At 70.0% G+C, this 16795-nt stretch carries 14 protein-coding genes; 5 read left to right on the top strand and 9 right to left on the bottom strand.

All coding sequences use genetic code 11. The annotated features are described in order from the left end of the window. Positions 1-102: 102 nt before the first annotated feature. A complete protein-coding gene (locus OG266_RS29130) occupies positions 103-729 on the bottom strand; it encodes a histidine phosphatase family protein (RefSeq protein ID WP_266462222.1) in 627 nt (208 codons plus the stop codon). A 210-nt stretch (positions 730-939) separates the two neighbouring features. Between OG266_RS29130 and OG266_RS29125 the strand changes: the two genes are divergently transcribed. Further along, positions 940-1158, top strand: coding sequence for a hypothetical protein (locus OG266_RS29125; protein ID WP_266462221.1), 219 nt, complete (start codon positions 940-942; stop codon positions 1156-1158). Between the two features lie 3 nt (positions 1159-1161). Here the strand turns inward: OG266_RS29125 and OG266_RS29120 are convergent, their stop codons facing one another. Further along, complete coding sequence (locus OG266_RS29120) at positions 1162-1836, bottom strand: DsbA family protein (protein WP_326723093.1); 675 nt, start codon at positions 1834-1836, stop codon at positions 1162-1164. Positions 1837-1973: 137 nt separating this feature from the next. On the opposite strand from OG266_RS29120, the gene pepN reads away from it, so the two are divergent. Then, positions 1974-4568 (top strand): aminopeptidase N, encoded by a 2595-nt coding sequence (pepN, locus tag OG266_RS29115; RefSeq protein ID WP_371549161.1) that lies wholly within the window; start codon positions 1974-1976, stop codon positions 4566-4568. A gap of 263 nt (positions 4569-4831) precedes the next feature. Next, complete coding sequence (locus OG266_RS29110) at positions 4832-5887, top strand: hypothetical protein (protein WP_371549159.1); 1056 nt, start codon at positions 4832-4834, stop codon at positions 5885-5887. A gap of 77 nt (positions 5888-5964) precedes the next feature. Here the strand turns inward: OG266_RS29110 and OG266_RS29105 are convergent, their stop codons facing one another. The 7 genes from OG266_RS29105 to OG266_RS29075 all read right to left on the bottom strand — a co-directional run bounded on the left by OG266_RS29105 (position 5965) and on the right by OG266_RS29075 (position 12551). Continuing rightward, a complete protein-coding gene (locus OG266_RS29105) occupies positions 5965-6645 on the bottom strand; it encodes a TetR/AcrR family transcriptional regulator (RefSeq protein ID WP_371549157.1) in 681 nt (226 codons plus the stop codon). Further along, the gene (locus OG266_RS29100; RefSeq protein ID WP_371549155.1) at positions 6642-7313 is read right to left on the bottom strand and encodes a DUF998 domain-containing protein; all 672 of its coding nucleotides are present in this window, start codon (positions 7311-7313) and stop codon (positions 6642-6644) included. Before OG266_RS29100 ends, OG266_RS29105 begins: the two co-directional genes overlap by 4 nt. Positions 7314-7439: 126 nt before the next feature. Then, a complete protein-coding gene (locus tag OG266_RS29095; protein ID WP_371549153.1) occupies positions 7440-8588 on the bottom strand; it encodes a serine hydrolase domain-containing protein in 1149 nt (382 codons plus the stop codon). A gap of 108 nt (positions 8589-8696) precedes the next feature. Further along, complete coding sequence (locus OG266_RS29090) at positions 8697-10487, bottom strand: TIGR03767 family metallophosphoesterase (RefSeq protein ID WP_371549151.1); 1791 nt, start codon at positions 10485-10487, stop codon at positions 8697-8699. A 263-nt stretch (positions 10488-10750) separates the two neighbouring features. Continuing rightward, on the bottom strand, positions 10751-11200 hold the full coding sequence (locus tag OG266_RS29085) for an NUDIX hydrolase (protein ID WP_371549149.1): 450 nt from the start codon (positions 11198-11200) through the stop codon (positions 10751-10753). Positions 11201-11209: 9 nt separating this feature from the next. Beyond that, positions 11210-12091 carry a pyridoxamine 5'-phosphate oxidase family protein gene (locus OG266_RS29080; protein WP_371549147.1) on the bottom strand — a complete coding sequence of 294 codons (882 nt, stop codon included), beginning with the start codon at positions 12089-12091 and terminating at the stop codon, positions 11210-11212. A gap of 16 nt (positions 12092-12107) precedes the next feature. Further along, positions 12108-12551: a VOC family protein gene (locus tag OG266_RS29075; RefSeq protein WP_371549145.1), complete on the bottom strand. Its 444-nt coding sequence runs from the start codon at positions 12549-12551 to the stop codon at positions 12108-12110. 127 nt (positions 12552-12678) lie between these two features. Between OG266_RS29075 and OG266_RS29070 the strand changes: the two genes are divergently transcribed. Beyond that, complete coding sequence (locus OG266_RS29070) at positions 12679-13218, top strand: CGNR zinc finger domain-containing protein (protein WP_371549143.1); 540 nt, start codon at positions 12679-12681, stop codon at positions 13216-13218. A 211-nt stretch (positions 13219-13429) separates the two neighbouring features. Then, on the top strand, positions 13430-16741 hold the full coding sequence (locus tag OG266_RS29065) for a S8 family serine peptidase (RefSeq protein WP_371549141.1): 3312 nt from the start codon (positions 13430-13432) through the stop codon (positions 16739-16741). The last annotated feature ends 54 nt before the right edge of the window (positions 16742-16795 follow it).

The following is a 16795-nucleotide window of genomic DNA, read 5'->3' as shown; positions in this document are numbered from 1 at the left end:
GAAGCGTCCTGCTCGTGATCGTCTTCTCAACCTTCACGTGGCAGGCGGATGGAAGGAGAGCCCCCGCGAGGACGTGACTCGCGGGGGCTCTCTCCATGTTCCCTACGCGCAGGGCACATTGAGCGCGATGAGGCCGGCCGACCTCTCGTCCATACGGAGTTCGCTCACCGCCGCGTTGCGCAGTTGCGGGAACACCCGGCGGTACTCGCCCAGCGGGATGGACAGCAGCGAGCACAGGGCCAGGCGGAGCAGGGTGTTGTGGGCGACGACCAGGACGCGCTCGCCCTGGTGGGCGGTCGCGATGCGGCGCAGGGCCTTTACGCCGCGGGCGGCCGCGGTGCGGGGGTCCTCCGCCTCCGGGAAGGGGTACGCCACCGGGTCCGACCGGAACGCCTTCGCCCTCGCCGGGTTCTCGGCTTCGAACTCCGCCAGGGTGCGGCCCTCCAGGATGCCGAAGTCGCATTCCCTCAGGGACGGTTCGCGGGTCGCGGTGAGGCCGAGGGTTCTGCAGGCGGGATCTGCCGTGGCGGCGGCGCGGGACACCGTCGACGTCCAGACCGCGTCGACCCCGTTTGCCGCGGACCAGTGGCCGAGGGCCTCCGCCTGGGCGTGGCCTTCGTCGGTGAGAGCGACGTCGCTCACCCCGGCGTAACGGTTCTCGGCGTGCCAGACGGTCTGCCCGTGCCGGGCGAGGAGAAGGGTCGTCGTTGACCCGAGGGGCGTGCTCATTCCCCGCAGTATCCAGGGCGTGGGGGTGCGGCGTGGGGTGATCGCGGGGTTTCTTCGCCCCCTCCCCCGCAAGCAAGATTTTCAGCCCCTCCGGCGTTTGAGGAGCGGGGGTTTGGGGGCGGAGCCCCCAAGTGACGGGAACGGGTAGGGGCGGAGGGGGCGAAAAAACCCTAGGCTCGCGGCACCGGGGCGTCCCTCAAGGAGGCGTACATGCCGTACAAGTGGTGCCGGAACTGCGGCAGGATGCGGGACTTCCGGCGGCTGGAGGGTGACGCGGAGCGCGCGGCGGCCAGAGAGGTCACCGGGCAGCGCAACGTGGACGCCTACATCCGCTGCGCCCACGAGGGCTGCCGCCGAGTCCAGCGGCACGGCAAGAGCAGCGACGGCGGGACCCTGCCCGAGGAGCTCCGGATCCCCGCCGCCGAGTGACGGTTACAGGTTGCTGAAGTCCGGTCCTGCCGTCCGCGACCGCTTGATCTCGTAGAAGCCGGGCGTCGACGCGACAAGGAGCGTGCCGTCCCACAGCCGCGCGGCGGCCTCGCCCTTCGGGGCGGGGGTGACGACCGGACCGAAGAAGGCGATCTGCTCGCCGTCGGCCCCGGGGACGGCGATGACGGGCGTGCCGACGTCCTGGCCGACCTTGTCGATGCCCTCCTTGTGGGAGGCACGCAGCTGGGCGTCGAACTCGAAGTTCTCCTGGTCGGCGTAGTCGAGCAGGGAGGCCGGAAGGCCGACCTCGTCGAGCGCGGCGGCTATCGCCTCAAGGGTCGGGCCCTCACCCTGGTTGTGGATACGGGTGCCGAGCGCGGTGTACAGCGGGCCGAGTATGTCGTCGCCGTGCTTCTGCCAGGCCGCGGTCACCACACGGATCGGCTTCCAGGCCTTGGTGGCGAGCAGCTCCCGGTACTCCTCGGGAAGCTCGTCCAGCTTCGGCTCGTTCAGCACCGCGAGGCTCATGATGTGCCAGCGGACCTCGATGTCCCGGACCTTCTCCACTTCCAGGACCCAGCGCGAGGTCATCCAGGCCCAGGGGCACAGCGGGTCGAACCAGAAGTCGACGGGGGTCTTGCCGGAACCGGAACTCGTCTGGGCGGTCTGCTCGGGCATGGGTCTCCTCGGAAAGCGGTCTTTCCGAGGGCAACACCACCGGCCACCCGACCCATTCCCGGGTGCCCCGCGTCAGGGGCACATGACAGGATCGGCCCTGTACCAACCTGTCGGACCAGCCCTGAGGGAGTGCCCCCGTGCCCGGTGAGAATCTGTCCCGCGACGAGGCCCAGGAACGGGCGGCGCTGCTGTCCGTCGACGGGTACGAGGTGTCCCTCGATCTGCGATCAGCCGTCGGGGACCAGGACGCCGGCCGGGCCGCCGAGGGCGCGCCGCGCACCTTCCGCTCGGTGACCACCATCCGCTTCCGCTCCGCCGAGCCGGGCGCCACGAGCTTCGCCGACCTGATCGCGCCGAGCGTGACGGCGCTCTCGCTCAACGGCAAGGACCTCGATCCCGGCGAGGTCTTCGACGGGACCCGGATCCTCCTCGAGGACCTGGCGGCCGACAACGAACTCGTCGTGGACGCCCAGTGCGCCTACTCCCGCACCGGCGAGGGCATGCACCGCTTCGTCGACCCCGAGGACGGCGAGGTGTACCTGTACACGCAGTACGAGCCCGCCGACTCGCGGCGCGTCTTCGCCAACTTCGAGCAGCCGGACCTCAAGGCCCCCTTCCGTTTCGAGGTGCGGGCCCCGGAGGGGTGGACGGTCTGGAGCAACGGGGTCGGTGAACTCACCGACGGCGTCTGGAAGTTCGCGGAGACCAAGCCCATCTCGACGTACATCACCGCCTTCGCCGCCGGCCCGTACCACTATGTGACCGACAGCTACTCCCGCACCTTCGACGACGGTACGACGCTGGAGATCCCGCTCGGCGCGATGTGCCGCAAGGGCCTGGCGCCCTACTTCGACTCCGACGACGTCTTCCTCGTCACCAAGCAGGGCCTGGACTTCTTCCACGAGCACTTCGACTACCCGTACCCGTTCGGGAAGTACGACCAGGCGTTCGTGCCCGAGTACAACCTCGGCGCGATGGAGAACCCCGGACTGGTCACGTTCCGCGAGGAGTTCATCTTCCGCGGCAAGGTGACGCAGGCGTCGTACGAGGGCCGGGCGAACGTCATCCTGCACGAGATGGCGCACATGTGGTTCGGCGACCTCGTCACCATGGAGTGGTGGGACGACCTGTGGCTCAAGGAGTCCTTCGCCGACTTCATGGGCGCGTTCTCGCTGGTCGGCGCGACCCGCTTCAAGGACGGCTGGATCACCTTCGCCAACCGCCGCAAGGCCTGGGCCTACCGCGCCGACCAGCTGCCGTCCACCCACCCGATCACGGCGGACATCCGCGACCTCCAGGACGCCAAGCTCAACTTCGACGGCATCACGTACGCCAAGGGCGCCTCCGTACTGAAGCAACTCGTCGCCTACGTCGGCCAGGACGCGTTCCTGGAGGGCGCGCGCCGCTACTTCAAGCGGAACGCGTACGGCAACACGCGCCTCGGCGATCTGCTGTCGGTCCTCGAGGAGACCAGCGGGCGCGACCTGGCGACCTGGGCACGGGCGTGGCTGCAGACCGCCGGGGTCAACTCCCTCACCCCGCAGGTGATTCTGAGCGCGGAGGGCCGGATCACCGAGCTGGCCGTACTCCAGGAGGCCGCGGAGTCGCACCCCGAACTGCGCCCGCACCGCGTGGCGGTGGGCCTGTACCGGCGTACGCCCGACGGCGCCGTGGAGCGGTACGCGCGCGCCGAGCTGGACGTCGAGGGCCCCCGCACCGTCGTCGCCGAACTGGTCGGCGCCGAAGCCCCCGAGCTCGTCCTCGTCAACGACGACGACCTGACGTACTGCAAGATCCGTTTCGACGAGGGCTCGTTGGCCACGCTGCGCGAGCGGCTCGGCGAGATCACGGACCCGCTGGCGCGCGCCCTGTGCTGGTCGGCGCTGTGGAATCTCACCCGTGACGCACTCATGCCGGCCCGCGACTTCATCGGCCTGGTGCTGCGCTTCGCAGGCCGCGAGTCCGACATCGGCGTCCTGCAGATGCTGCACGCCTGGGCCGACTCGGCGCTCACCTTCTACGCGGCGCCCGGCTGGCGCGCGGAGGGCGAACGCCTGCTCGCCGAGGGCGCGTTGAAGGAGCTGCGGCTCGCGGAGCCCGGCAGTCAGCACCAGCTCACCTGGGCCCGTTTCTTCGCGCGGGTCGCCTCCGGCCCGGCCGATCTCCAGCTCCTGGGGGGCCTGTTGGAGGGCACGGCGAAGATCGACGGTCTGGTCGTCGACCAGGAGCTGCGCTGGGCGTTCCTGGAGCCGCTGGCCGCGCACGGAGTCGCCGACGAGTCCAGGCTGGCCGCCGAACTCGCCCGCGACGACACGGCGTCCGGCAAGCGCCACCAGGTCCGCTGCCTCGCCGCCCGCCCCTCCGCGGCGGTCAAGGCACAGGCCTGGGCGGCCGTGGTCGAGTCCGACGCGCTCTCCAACGCCCTTGTCGAGGCGACCATCGCGGGCTTCGACCAGCCCTCCCAACGCGAGCTGCTCGCGCCGTACGCCGCGAAGTACTTCGACGCGATCGAGCGTGTCTGGGCGGACCGCTCCATCCAGATCGCGATGGACGTGGTGAAGGGCCTCTTCCCCTCCCTCCAGGACTCCCAGGAGACCCTGGACGCGACGGACGCGTGGCTGGCGGCGCACGAGAGCGCGGCGCCCGCGCTGCGCCGACTGGTCCTTGAGGCGCGGGACGATCTGGCGCGGGCCCTGCGCGGGCAGGCGTGCGACGTGGCGGCCGCGGGCTGACACCCGACGGCATCCCCCGAGGGCACCGGTTCCGCCGGTGCCCTCAGTCGTCGCCGGCCCCCGGCGCCCCGTGGTTAAGAAATATCGGCGCCCCCAGTGGTTACGAAATACAGGTATTCAGAGCCGTAACCCCTATTACTCCCCATCTGGACCAGCGCCTTTCGGCAGTCGAACGCCCGTACTTTAGGGCGGGCTTGTCCGGATTTGTCGACGGGCGTGTAACAGCGGTTAGAGGACGGATCCGGAGCGGGAAACCCCGGGTCATGAACCACAACACCCCGCTCTCCCACTCCCCCCGCCCCCTCCGTCATCTGTCCCACGTACAGCGGCGCGTGCTGACCACCGCGCAGTTGCGGGCGCACGGTGTGACGGCCGCGGAGACCAGCGAGCAGTGCCGGCCGGGCGGCCCCTGGCAGCAGTTCCTCCCGGGTGTCTTCCTTCTGCACCCCGGCCCGCCCACCTCCGAGGAACGTCTGCACGCGGTCCTGATGTTCGCCGCCCGCTCCCCCGCACAGCCGGTGGTGGCGATCCCCGTCCAGCCGGGCGCCGAGGACCCGCACGCCGCCCAGCCCTACACGGACGTCCTGATCACCGGCCTGGCGGCGCTGACCCTGCACGGCTTCACGTCGGCGCCCCCGCTGCTCTCCCTCGACAAGATCGACGTCATGGTCCCCCGGCTGCGCCGCCTGCGCTCCACCGGCTGCGTCCGCATCGTCCGTACGCCGTCCCTCCCCACCCCCTCGTACGTCACCGGCGTCCCGGTCGCTCCCGTCCCCCGCGCCCTCGCCGACGCCGTCGCGGAACTGTCGGACGCGAACGCCGTACGCCGCCTGCTGACCGAGGCGGTGCGCGCCGGGCACTGCGAACCGGCGGCGGTCGTACGGGAGTTGACCCAGGCCCGGCTGCTCTCGCGGCCCCACGTGGTGGACGCCGTGGACTCGCTCCTCGCCGAGGGCCGCGCCATCGCTGAGGACCGCCTGTACCGGATGGTGGGCGAGCACGGCCTCCCCGACCCCGTCTGGAACGTGGACCTCCGGCTCCCCGGCGGCCCCCACCTCGGCGGCCTCGACGCCTACTGGCCGGATCAGGCGGTGGCCGTCGAGCTCGACACCCGCGCCCCCCGCCAGGACGAGGACGCCCTCTGGTCGGAGTACGCCCGCAAGCGCGAGCACCTGGAGCGCCTGGGCATCACCGTCGTGTACATCACCCCCAAGAAGCTGCGCGACTCGATGGAACAGCAGGCCACCGTCGTACGCACCGCCCTGATGGCGTCGAACGACCGCGATCCGGCGGCCTATGTCGTGGTGCTGCCCCGGTAGTGACGGACCGGGGTCGTATCAGGAGGGGAGAGGAGGGGCCGCCGGTATTCCGGCGGCCCCTCCTCGTCGTGTGACGATCACGTGGTCCGTCCCTGCCCGGAATCGTCCGGCGGCTGCACGGAGGGTTTGGGCCAGGCCCGGCGCAGCTGGCCGTCGGTCATGGCGGAGGTGTGTGCCGCCGGGGCCTCCTCCAGGCCGAAGCCCGTCAGCAGGACCTCGGCGTAGCGGCGCCAGGCGTCGGGTGCGACGTCCTGGGTGCGGTCGGCGACGGCGCCGACCATGTAGAAGAAGGCGTACACGTCGGCGCTCGCGAAGTCCTCGCGGACCGCGCCGGCTGCCACCGCCCGTTCCGCCAGGCCGTCCACGAGGCGGCCCAGGTGGTCGCGCATCTCGGCGATGGGCCGCGTGTCGATGCTCGCGTTGGCGAGGACGAACTCCAGCGCCCGGTCCCGGGCCCGCCATTGCGCGGCCTCGATCATGTAGTGGCGCAGCGCCCGCCCCGGGTCCGGCTGCTCCTCGGCCGCTGTCGCAAGCTGCAGGAACTCGGTGAACCGCTCGGTGAACAGGGCGTCGATCAGCGTCTGCAGGTCCGGGAAGCGCCGGTACACCGTGGCGACTCCGACGCCTGCCTCACGCGCGATCTCGTTGAGGGTGACGGCGGGCCCCCGCTGCGCGAACATGCGGTCGGCCGTCTCCATGATCAGCCGACGGTTTCGTTCCGCGTCCGCTCGCAGCGGGCGATGCGTTTCCGGGGTCACGCCAAGGCATTCTCCACCATCGCGGGGCTGCTCCGGCGGCTGACCAGGAGCAGTGCGCCCGTGCCGACGCTCCACAGCAGCCAGGAGTAGACACCGCCGCGCTCGAACACCCCTGCCGTGCTCTCCGACATGCCCACGAGAGCCTCGCTCAGCAGGCCCAGGGTGCCGACGGTGACACTGAAGGCACGGTACGCCGGCGGCAGCCCGAGGCTCCGCAGTGATCCCGCCATGATCGCCAGCGTGTTCGCGCACAGAATGCCGACCGCCGCCCCCGCGACGTGGATGGCCAGACCGGCGCTCGCGCCGTCCCCGGAGCCGTGGAACAGCCCGACCAGCACCATGCCCACCCCGTGCGCGACCGCGAGGGCGACGACGACACGACGGGCGCGGCCCTTGACCAGGCCTGCCAGCAGCAGCACCCCGGTCGCGAACAGGATCCCTTCGAGCATGAACGACGTGTTCATCAACTGATGTGCCGGAGAACAGATTTCGCGGCCCTGGAACTGCGTACCGCAATCCGGTACGCCGAGGTCGCTGATGTAGTTCGTGGCGTAGCTGTAGGGCGGATCGGTCCAGGCTGCCGCGCTGATCGCTTCGGCTACGACCCATTGCACCGCGTTCACCACCAGGACCACCGCTCCCAGCGGAAGCCAAACCCTGCGCGACATCGGAACTCCTCTCACTGCGTCGTGGCAGACGTCGACGGACGTCTGCCACTCTACAGTAAGTGGATAGATCTATCCGATTACGCGCTCGGAGGCCGCTCGAGGTCTCCGGCGCTACTGCCTCCGGCGCTATTTACCGCAGAACTCCGCCTCCACCACTGCCTCGCTGTCCCCCGACCAGTCCCCGTTGAAGTTGAAGGACAGCGAGTGACGGCCGTCGGCGGTGGTCACGGCCTCCGATGTGGAGCCGTGGATTCCGCCGCCGTGGCCCCAGACATGGACCCCGCAGCTGAGTTCGCGCTCGATGAGACCGAGGCCGTACCCCGCGTTCGGGATCTCGTCGACCTTGATGGTGGTCTTCATCTCCTTGAGCTGCTCCGGCGGGAGGAGCCTGCCGCGGAGCAGGGCCGTGTAGAAGCGGTTCAGGTCGGAGGAGTCGGAGATCATCTCGCCCGCCGCCGAGGCGAGGGAAGGGTTGAGTTCCGTGACGTCGTACGTGGGTCCTGTGGCCGTCTCGGCGAGCTTGCCGTAGGCGCGGCTGCTCGGCTGGGGCACCTTGGGATAGGTGCCGGGCACGAGCGTGGCGTGCAGGCCCAGGGGCTTGATGATGCGGTGGGTGATCTCCGACGCGAACGAGTTGCCGGTGACCTGCTTGATCACCATGCCGGCGAGTACGTAGTTCGTGTTGGAGTAGTTCCACGACGTGCCCGGGGTGAAGTCCGGCTTGTGGGTCATGGCGATCGCGACCAGCTGGGCCGGGGTCGCGGTGTCGTAGCGATGCTTGAAGAAGCCGTCCTTCAGGAAGTACGTACGGCCGAAGTCCTCGTCCGCCGTGTAGTTGTAGATGCCGCTGGTGTGGTTGAGGAGCTGGCGGATCGTGATCGCGCGTCCGTCGTGGCCGTTGCCCCGGACCACGCCCGGGAGCCACTTCTCCACCTTGTCGTCCAGGGAGAGGCGTCCCTCCGCCTCCAGTTGGAGAAGGACGGTGGAGACGAAGGTCTTGGTGATGCTGCCCACGCGGTAGCGGTCGGCCGTGGAGCGCGGCTCGTTCGTCTTCAGGTTGCCCACGCCCGAGGTGGCGGACCAGGTGCCGTTCTTGTCCTTCGCCGTCGCGGTGACGCCGGGTACGCCGTCCTTCACGGCCGCGTCCATGGCCGTACGGGTCGCGCTGTGGTCGCCTCTCCCGGGTGCGGGTGCGGCGACGGCGGTCGCCGCGAGGGAGGCGGTGGTCAGGGTCACGGCGCTCACGAGTCCGAGGCGCAGGGTGCGGGATGCCATGTCGTTTCCTTCGGTCGATGACGAGTCGATGAGATCGATGACGAATCGACCGAAGGGACCTGGGGCCCGTCGCGGAGGTTGCCTCACCTTGCGCCGGTTGGGTGCGTTTCAGCCCTTCTTGAGGACCAGCTCGGTGTTGCGGTCGCGCGACGCCCCCGCCAGGGCCGTGCTGGCGCCCGGCGCGTTGAAGGAGAGTTCGCGGTAGAGGGCGGCCAGGCCGGTCTGGGTGAGGTCGGTGAAGTCCGTGGCGTGCGGGGCGGCGGACTCGACGAGGGTGGTGAAGAGGGAGACCGTGCCGTCCTTGTTGTCCACCAGCTCGATGATGCGGGCGAGTTGGGGGAAGTCGACGTGCGAGGCGGTGGAGATCTCCCAGAAGGAGCGGCCGCCGGGCGCGGAGTGCGGGGTGATGAGGTTGCGGTGGATGTGGCCGTTCACCCAGGCCAGGACGTTGGCGTGGCTGCCGAGGAGGGCGATGACGTCGTCGCCGTCGTGGCGCTTCTCGTCGGGGCGGGCCGGGTCGCGGCGGGTGTTGCCCATCGACTCGCTGGTGTGGTGGCTGAAGACGACGGCGTACGAGTCCTTGTTGTCGCGCAGCGTCTTGTCGAGCCATTTCAGCTGGGCCGTCCCGACGGAGCCCTGGTAGTGGCCGCCCGGGTCGGTGGTGTCGAGGCTGATGCCGATGACGTCGTCGGAGATGCGGAAGGAGTAGTACTGGGTGCCGGCGGCGACGTTCGCCGACGAGTAGCCGTGTCCGACGGGGCCCTTGCCGACGTACGCCGGGTCGAGGTGCGTCTTGAGGTATTCGGCCGGGGTGAAGGGGGCGCGCATCTCGTCCGGGGTGATCGAGCGCAGGTCGCGCGCGTGCGCCTGAATGAACTCGAGGTACCGCGCGCCCTTGGGGTCCTTGTCGTTCCTGATGGTGTCCTGGAGGGCCTTGGACTGCGCCGCCGACGCGTTCATCAGCTTCTTGCCGCCGACGGCGAAGTCCCTGAGGAAGGGGTCGCTGTGGGGGGCGAAGGTGCCGAGCGGCATGGCGTCGTGGTTGCCGACCGTGGAGTACCAGGGGAGCTTGAGGCCGGGGCTGCGCAGTTCGGCGGTCGCGGCCGCCAGGAAGCCTTCGATGTGCGGGAAGCCGGCCTGCTTGTCCGAGTCGCGGACGGTGGAGTCGGGCTGCCAGTACTGCTTGAGGCCGCTGTTCTGGACGCCCTCGTAAGCGCGCGGGTCGCCGGTGTTGGGGGTGATGCGGCCGCCGCTCATCACCTTCATGAACCATTCCAGCTCGGACTTGGCGTTGTTGTCCGTGTTGTCGCCGGTGGTCATGGCGAAGTGCAGCGGGGAACCGGTGACAGGGGCTCCCGGCAGCGAGTTGACCCGCTCGACGAGCGAGACCGCGCCCTGCACGGACAGGATCTCGTGCGGGCGCCAGGCGTGGATGTCGGCCGAGCGCAGGAACTCCAGGCGCAGCGGGTGCTGGGTGTCCATCAGGTGCAGGTCGGTGAGCTGCACGAACGCGGCGAGCGCGGTGCGGCGGGCCGCCCGGCCCGACTTGGCCGAGGCCAGGTCGCTGCGTACGACCCGCTTCCAGCCGGGGCCGCCGCCGAGCCGCCGGTACCCGGTGGAACCGGAGCGGGGGGTGGCGACGCTGCTCAAGGTGGTGCCGCGCGAGTACGGATTCAGCCGGTCGACGGGGGCCTGGCGGGACACCGCCACCGGCGCCTTGCCCGTTCCGGCGGCGGACGTGTTCGCGGCGGTGTCCGCGCCCGTCGCTGCCTGCGCGTCGGAGCCGGGCCGCAGGGCGATGCCGATCCCCGCGGAGATGGTCACCGCCCCGGTGGCGGCCAGCAGGGTACGGCGGTTGAGGTCGGATGCAGCGGCGGCGACAGAGCGTATGCGCGACATGGCGCGATCTCCCCGATTGCGAACGCGTCGACAGTGGTCACGAGGAGTGCGTGTCGCGAACTCCCCGCTCATACTGGATCGTTGGCACTGGGGGTGACCTGGGCGTTAACAAGGCCACAACGGGCAACGCCGATCACCGTACGTGGATCTTGGACCCCCCTGCACGGCATGGAGCCCTTCCCGAACGGCCGGGAGGCGGTCACTCCGTGTTCATCTGCGGGGGTACTGAATTCGTTTGCGGGGGTACCGCGTTCGCGGCTGAGCTATTTCGCGATGCGGCCCGCGGCCGGACGCTGCCGCCACAGCGCGAGGCCGATATCGACCAGTCCGACCCGATTGAGAACGGTTACGGCATCCAGCGGATGCCAGGCCGCGAAATCGGTGGAGCCGTTCACCTCGGGACGCAGTTCGCCGCCGACGATCCGCCCTTCGTAGACGAGCCGCAGGGCGTGGTGGTCGGCGGTGACCCCGAGGCGGCGCGGAACCGCACACCGGAACGAGTGCACGCCGAGCAGATCGGTGGCCTCGAAGACGTACCCCGTCTCCTCCTCGACCTCCCGGACCACGGTGTCGAACGGATCCTCGCCGTGGTCCATGCCGCCGCCGGGCAGCGTCCACTCGGGGATGCCGTCGTCGTCCCGGCCGCGGGCGAGCAGCAGCTCCCCGTCCCTGACGCATATGGCGTAGGCCGCCACCCTCAACTCCTCGCGCACTCCGTGACGTTAGCGTGCCGGGTCCGGGTTGGCGGGCGAGTTCTCGGGGACGGACCACGTCAACGGGCTGGCGGCGGGTGTCTCGAGGGTCTCGGCGACGGTGAAGCGGACGGTTCGCACCCCGTCCGGGCCGAACTCCGTGCGCGCCGTGCCGGTGAGCTGGAGCACCGCCCCCGACACCCAGTCCAGGAAGAGGAGCCCGGCGCGCGGGTCCACCGCCAGGTTGCCGAGGGTCAGGAACATGGAGTTGCCCGGGTAGTCGAGCCAGCTCAGCTCGTACGGTGAATCGGCGCGTACGAAGCCCGGGTTGCCGCCCCGATGGCTGGCGTCGGCGCCGTGCTCGTGGACGGTGGCAAGGAAGAAGGTGTCGGCCGACTCGATGAACTCCCGCTGTTCCGTGGTGAGTTCGCAACTCCGCCGAGCTGCCGCGGAGGGGCGGTCGGCCGTCTCGTACGACTCCCTTCTCTGCAGGTACTTCGGGCAGTTGGAGAAGATCTGGTCGGCCTCGACCGCGAGGCCGCGCGGGGTGGGACGCGCCCGGCCGTTGAGGCGCATACGGCGGCGGGAGCGCGGGTCGAGTGCGATGGTGCCGACGGGGGTGTCCTGCCCGGAGAGCGCGCCCGCGAGCGGGTCGCCCGCACGGACCCCGCCCACGACCGAGATCTGGCGAGGCCCGGTGGCCCGCAGGAAGCCGGGTTCGCCCGTGAGCAGCGAGGCCCACACCGCGCCGCTCGCCGGGTCGGCGGCACCCAGCACCAGCATCGGCTGCTGCTCCAGGAAGGCGGCGGCCACCGGCCGGATGCCCTGCCCGACCGCCTGCCCCACATGGTCGGCGACGTCGCGGACGCCGACCCGGTCCTGCACGGCGCGCGAACCGGAGTGATACGTCACGGCAAGCCCCTCTCCCCTAGAAGAACCCGCAGGCCGGAGCCGACCCGGACGGTGCCGGCGCCTCCTCGGCACCGGTCGGCGCGTAGATCTCCAGGCGTACGCCGTCGGGGTCATGGAAGAAGATGCCGCCGGACGGCGCGCCCTCGCCGTGGGCGACCACACCGTCGTACGCGAACTCCACGCCGTAGCCGCGCAGAGCCGTCTCGTACGCCCTGACCTGGTCGAGCGAGTCCACTTCGAGCGCGAGGTGGTGCAGGCCGGCGCGGCCGGTGTCGTACGGACCCTTCGCCTGCTGCCAGAGCGTGAGGACGGGGCGGCCGCCGTCCCCGAGGAACGCGTACCGCCGGTCGCCCTCCTTGCCCTCGCCGATCACCCCGAAGCCCAGCACGTCGCGGTAGAAGGCGAGCGAGCGGTCGAGGTCCGTGACGTTCAGGCCGGTGTGGCCGGTGCGCGGAGTCATGACAGTCCCCTTCTGTCTGTGGCGGCCCTCGAGAGACCTAACCTCTTAAACGGATATTAGAGGTTAGAATAGAGGAGCGCAACCGGTCACATACTCTTGAGCGGTTAGCAGCGAAGGGAGCCCCGATATGTCCGCCACCCCCGATCCGCGCCCGCTCACCGGGGAGCCGGTCTCGCTCGACCTGCTCAACACCCGCTGGATGCACGAGGGGGCCGTGCGGGATCTGCTGACGGACACCAAGGGGCTGGCGGTGTGGCTGAGGGGCAACCGACTCGACTTCCCGGCCGACGAGACCGTCCTGCGGCACACGCTCCAGGCCCGGGACGCCCTGCACGCCGTCGTCGACGGGTCACTGGCCGAGGGTGCCGCCGGTGTCGACACCGTCCTCGCGCACGGGCGCGTCCGCGTCACGCTGACCGCCCAGGGACCGGGCGAGATCCCCGAGTTCAGCGACCCGTCCTGGGGGCCCGGCTGGCTCGCCGCGCGCGACTGTCTGGAGCTGCTGAACACCGCACCCGACCGCATCCGCGGATGCGCGCACGAGTCGTGCATCCTGCACTTCTTCGACACCTCGCGGAACGGCACCCGCCGCTGGTGCTCGATGGCGGCGTGCGGCAACCGCGCGAAGGCGTCCCGGCATTACGCGCGCCAGACGAAGGACGACTGAAAAGGGGCAAGTTGCCGCCTTTCAGGATTCATCCCCTTCGGCACACCGGGGGTTTTCCCCACACGCCCATATCGATTCGGTCAACTCTCCCTAAACATCCTTCCCATGCGTAAAGCTGAGCGATCATCCGGGATCACCTCCCGGACATCTGCGGCCGGAACAGATCGGCCCGGCCGCTCTCCCGCTCGTTCCTTTACATACAGGGATGCTGATGACCCCCGACCCTCAGCGCGCTCCGATATCGGGCGCGAGACGCGTGGCCCGCATAGCCGTGGCCGCGGGCATGGTGGCCGCGCTCTCCGCGGCCGGGCCGATACCCATGGCCTTCTCCGCAGGAACCGACACCCCGGTGGCGGACCCCGTCGTCAAGTCCGCGAGTGAGAAGCTCGGTTCGGACGACGCCGATCTCCTCGCCGACGCCAAGGCAGCCGGCGACAAGAACGTCACGATGATGATCGCCACCGCTCCCGGCCAGACCGAGCAGGTCGCCGACCAGCTGGACGCGGTGAAGGGCGGCTCGGTAGGCGAGACCTACGACAAGCTCGGCTACGTGCGCGCCACCGTCCCGACCGGCAAGGCCGACTCGGCCATCGCGGCCGCCACCAAGCTGACCTCCGTGCACGGGATCGACCTGCGCCAGGAGATCGCGCTCGACGACCCGACGCCGACGGCCGACACGGCGAAGAGCGCCAACAACGTCTCGACGGCGGCCACTTACCCGGCTCCGTCCAAGAGCACGCCCGCCGAGAACCCGTACAACCCGTCCTTCGAGACGGGCGCCGTCGACTTCGTGCAGGACAACCCGAAGGCGGACGGCCGGGGTGTCACCATCGGCATCCTCGACTCCGGTGTCGACCTCGCGCACCCGGCGCTGCAGAAGACCACCACCGGCGAGCGCAAGATCGTCGACTGGGTCACCTCGACCGACCCGATCCTGGACAGCGACGCGACCTGGCGTCCGCAGATCACCCCTGTCTCCGGGCCCACCTTCACCTTCAGCGGCAAGACCTGGACGGCGCCCGCGGGCTCGTACCAGGTCAGCCTCTTCCGGGAGTCCGCGACCACCGGCGGCGACGCTGCGGGCGACGCGAACCGGGACGGCGACACCACGGACACGTGGGGCCTCCTGTACGACGCGGCGGCCGGGACGGTCCGGGTCGACCTGAACAACAACAGCGACTTCAGCGACGACACCCCGCTGAAGCCGTACAAGGACGGCTACCAGGTCGGCTACTTCGGTACGGACAACCCGTCCACCGACGTCGTCGAGCGCCAGCCGTTCGTCGTGGAGATCCGCAAGGATGTCCCGATGGACCCGTACGGCGGGACCTGGGTCGGCAAGAAGGCCGACTTCGTCAACATCGGCGTCATCGAGTCCGAGCACGGCACGCACGTGGCGGGCATCACCGCCGCGAACGGCCTGTTCGGCGGCAAGATGAACGGCGCGGCCCCCGGCGCGAAGATCGTCTCCTCGCGCGCCTGCACCTGGACCGGCGGCTGCACCAACGTCGCGCTCACCGAGGGCATGATCGACCTCGTCGTCAACCGCGGCGTCGACATCGTCAACATGTCGATCGGCGGTCTGCCCGCGCTGAACGACGGCAACAACGCGCGCGCCGAGCTCTACACGCGCCTCATCGACACCTACGGCGTCCAGCTGGTGATCTCCGCGGGCAACTCCGGCCCCGGCGCGAACACCATCGGCGACCCCGGCCTGGCCGACAAGGTGATCTCGGTCGGCGCGTCCATCTCCAAGCAGACCTGGGCCGCCAACTACGGCTCCCAGGTGGAGAAGAAGTACGCGATGCTGCCCTTCTCCTCGCGCGGCCCGCGTGAGGACGGCGGCTTCACCCCGACGCTGACCGCCCCCGGTGCCTCGATCAACACCACGCAGACCTGGCTGCCCGGCGGCCCGGTCGCCGAGGCGGGCTACTCGCTGCCGGCCGGTTACTCGATGCTGCAGGGTACGTCGATGGCGTCGCCGCAGGCGGCGGGCGCTTCGGCGCTGCTGCTGAGCGCCGCCAAGCGGAAGGGCATCGACCTCACCCCGGCGACCCTGCGCACCGCTCTCACCTCAACCGCCGATCACATCAAGGGTGTTCAGGCGTACGAGGAGGGCGCGGGCCTCATCAACATCGTGGACGCGTGGGACTCCATCAAGGACGGCGCGACCGCCCACGACTACTCGGTGAAGGCGCCGGTCGACACCGCGATCGACTACGCGCTCAAGACCCCGGGCTTCGGCACGGGTCTCTACGACCGTGAGGGCGGCCTCAAGGCGGGCCAGAAGAAGACGTACGAGGTCACCATCACGCGTACGTCCGGCGCCGACAAGGCGCTCACCCACGAGCTGTACTTCGAGAACAACGCCGCCGGCACCTTCAAGATCGTCGGCGACGACGTGGTGAAGCTGCCGCTGAACCAGCCGGTGACGGTCAAGGTCCAGGCCGCGCCGAAGTCGGCCGGTCTGAAGAGCGCGATCCTCGAGGTCGACGACCCGAAGACCGAGGGCATCGACAAGCAGATCCTGTCGACGGTCGTGGTCTCCGCCCCCGTCAAGTACACGTACTCCGCGTCGGGTTCGGTGCAGCGCAACAGCACCACGTCGTACTTCGTCACCGTCCCCGAGGGCGCCAAGTCCCTCGAGGTCGCGATCGGCGGGCTGAAGGCCACGAGCCAGACCCGGTTCATCGCCATCCACCCGTACGGCGTTCCGGTCGACAACACCGGCACCCCGTACTGCTACAACAACTATCTCAACGGCAACGGCTGCAAGCCCGACGTGCGTTCGTACGCGGACCCGCAGGCCGGCGTCTGGGAGATCGAGGTCGAGTCGCGCCGTACGTCGCCGCTGCTCGACAACCCGTACAAGCTCGATGTCTCCGTGCTCGGCGTGGCCTTCGACCCGGCCGTCGTCACCGTCCCCGAGGCCAAGGTCGGCACCCCGGCCGCCGCCTCCTGGACCGTGACGAACAACTACGCCGCGCTCGACGGCACCCTGAAGGGTGGCCCGCTCGGCTCCTCGCTGACCGCGCGGCCGACCATCGCCGACGCCGAGACACACACGACGACGGTCGAGGTGCCCGCGGGCGCCGAGTCCCTCGACGTCGCCATCGGCAACGTCTCGGACCAGGCGGCCGACCTCGACCTGTCGGTCTACTTCAACGACGAGGTGGACCCGGTCGCCACGTCCGCGGACGGCGACTCCGAGGAGGCGGTCTCCATCGCCTCGCCCGCCGCCGGAACGTACACCATCGTGGTCTACGGCTACTCGGTCCCGTCGGGCTCGACCGCGTACGACTACCAGGACGTGTTCTTCTCGTCCGCGCTCGGCACGGTCACGGTCGACGAGTCCACTCCGGTGAAGCTCGCCACCGGCGCCTCGGCCTCGGTGTCCGCTTCGGTCACCGCGGCTGCGGCCGCGCCCGAGGGACGCGAGTTCTTCGGACAGGTCCAGCTGGTGAACGCGCGCGGCACGGTCGCGGGCCTCGGCAGCGTGAAGATCGAGAAGGTCACGCCGTAGCTTCTGTGATTACGGTTCTGGGGCGGGCGTCCGGTGACGGGCGCCCGCCCTTTC

Source organism: Streptomyces sp. NBC_00554 (assembly GCF_041431135.1).
In the GTDB taxonomy this organism is placed as follows: Bacteria; Actinomycetota; Actinomycetes; order Streptomycetales; family Streptomycetaceae; genus Streptomyces.
This window is presented reverse-complemented; position numbering and strand designations above follow the sequence as displayed.

Excerpts from the sequence above, each read along its gene's own strand:
- OG266_RS29130 (WP_266462222.1), bottom strand. The coding sequence starts at position 729 with ATGAGCACGCCCCTCGGGTCAACGACGACCCTTCTCCTCGCCCGGCAC.
- OG266_RS29125 (WP_266462221.1), top strand. The coding sequence starts at position 940 with ATGCCGTACAAGTGGTGCCGGAACTGCGGCAGGATGCGGGACTTCCGG.
- OG266_RS29120 (WP_326723093.1), bottom strand. The coding sequence starts at position 1,836 with ATGCCCGAGCAGACCGCCCAGACGAGTTCCGGTTCCGGCAAGACCCCC.
- OG266_RS29110 (WP_371549159.1), top strand. The coding sequence starts at position 4,832 with ATGAACCACAACACCCCGCTCTCCCACTCCCCCCGCCCCCTCCGTCAT.
- OG266_RS29100 (WP_371549155.1), bottom strand. The coding sequence starts at position 7,313 with ATGTCGCGCAGGGTTTGGCTTCCGCTGGGAGCGGTGGTCCTGGTGGTG.
- OG266_RS29095 (WP_371549153.1), bottom strand. The coding sequence starts at position 8,588 with ATGGCATCCCGCACCCTGCGCCTCGGACTCGTGAGCGCCGTGACCCTG.
- OG266_RS29090 (WP_371549151.1), bottom strand. The coding sequence starts at position 10,487 with ATGTCGCGCATACGCTCTGTCGCCGCCGCTGCATCCGACCTCAACCGC.
- OG266_RS29075 (WP_371549145.1), bottom strand. The coding sequence starts at position 12,551 with ATGACTCCGCGCACCGGCCACACCGGCCTGAACGTCACGGACCTCGAC.
- OG266_RS29070 (WP_371549143.1), top strand. The coding sequence starts at position 12,679 with ATGTCCGCCACCCCCGATCCGCGCCCGCTCACCGGGGAGCCGGTCTCG.
- OG266_RS29065 (WP_371549141.1), top strand. The coding sequence starts at position 13,430 with ATGACCCCCGACCCTCAGCGCGCTCCGATATCGGGCGCGAGACGCGTG.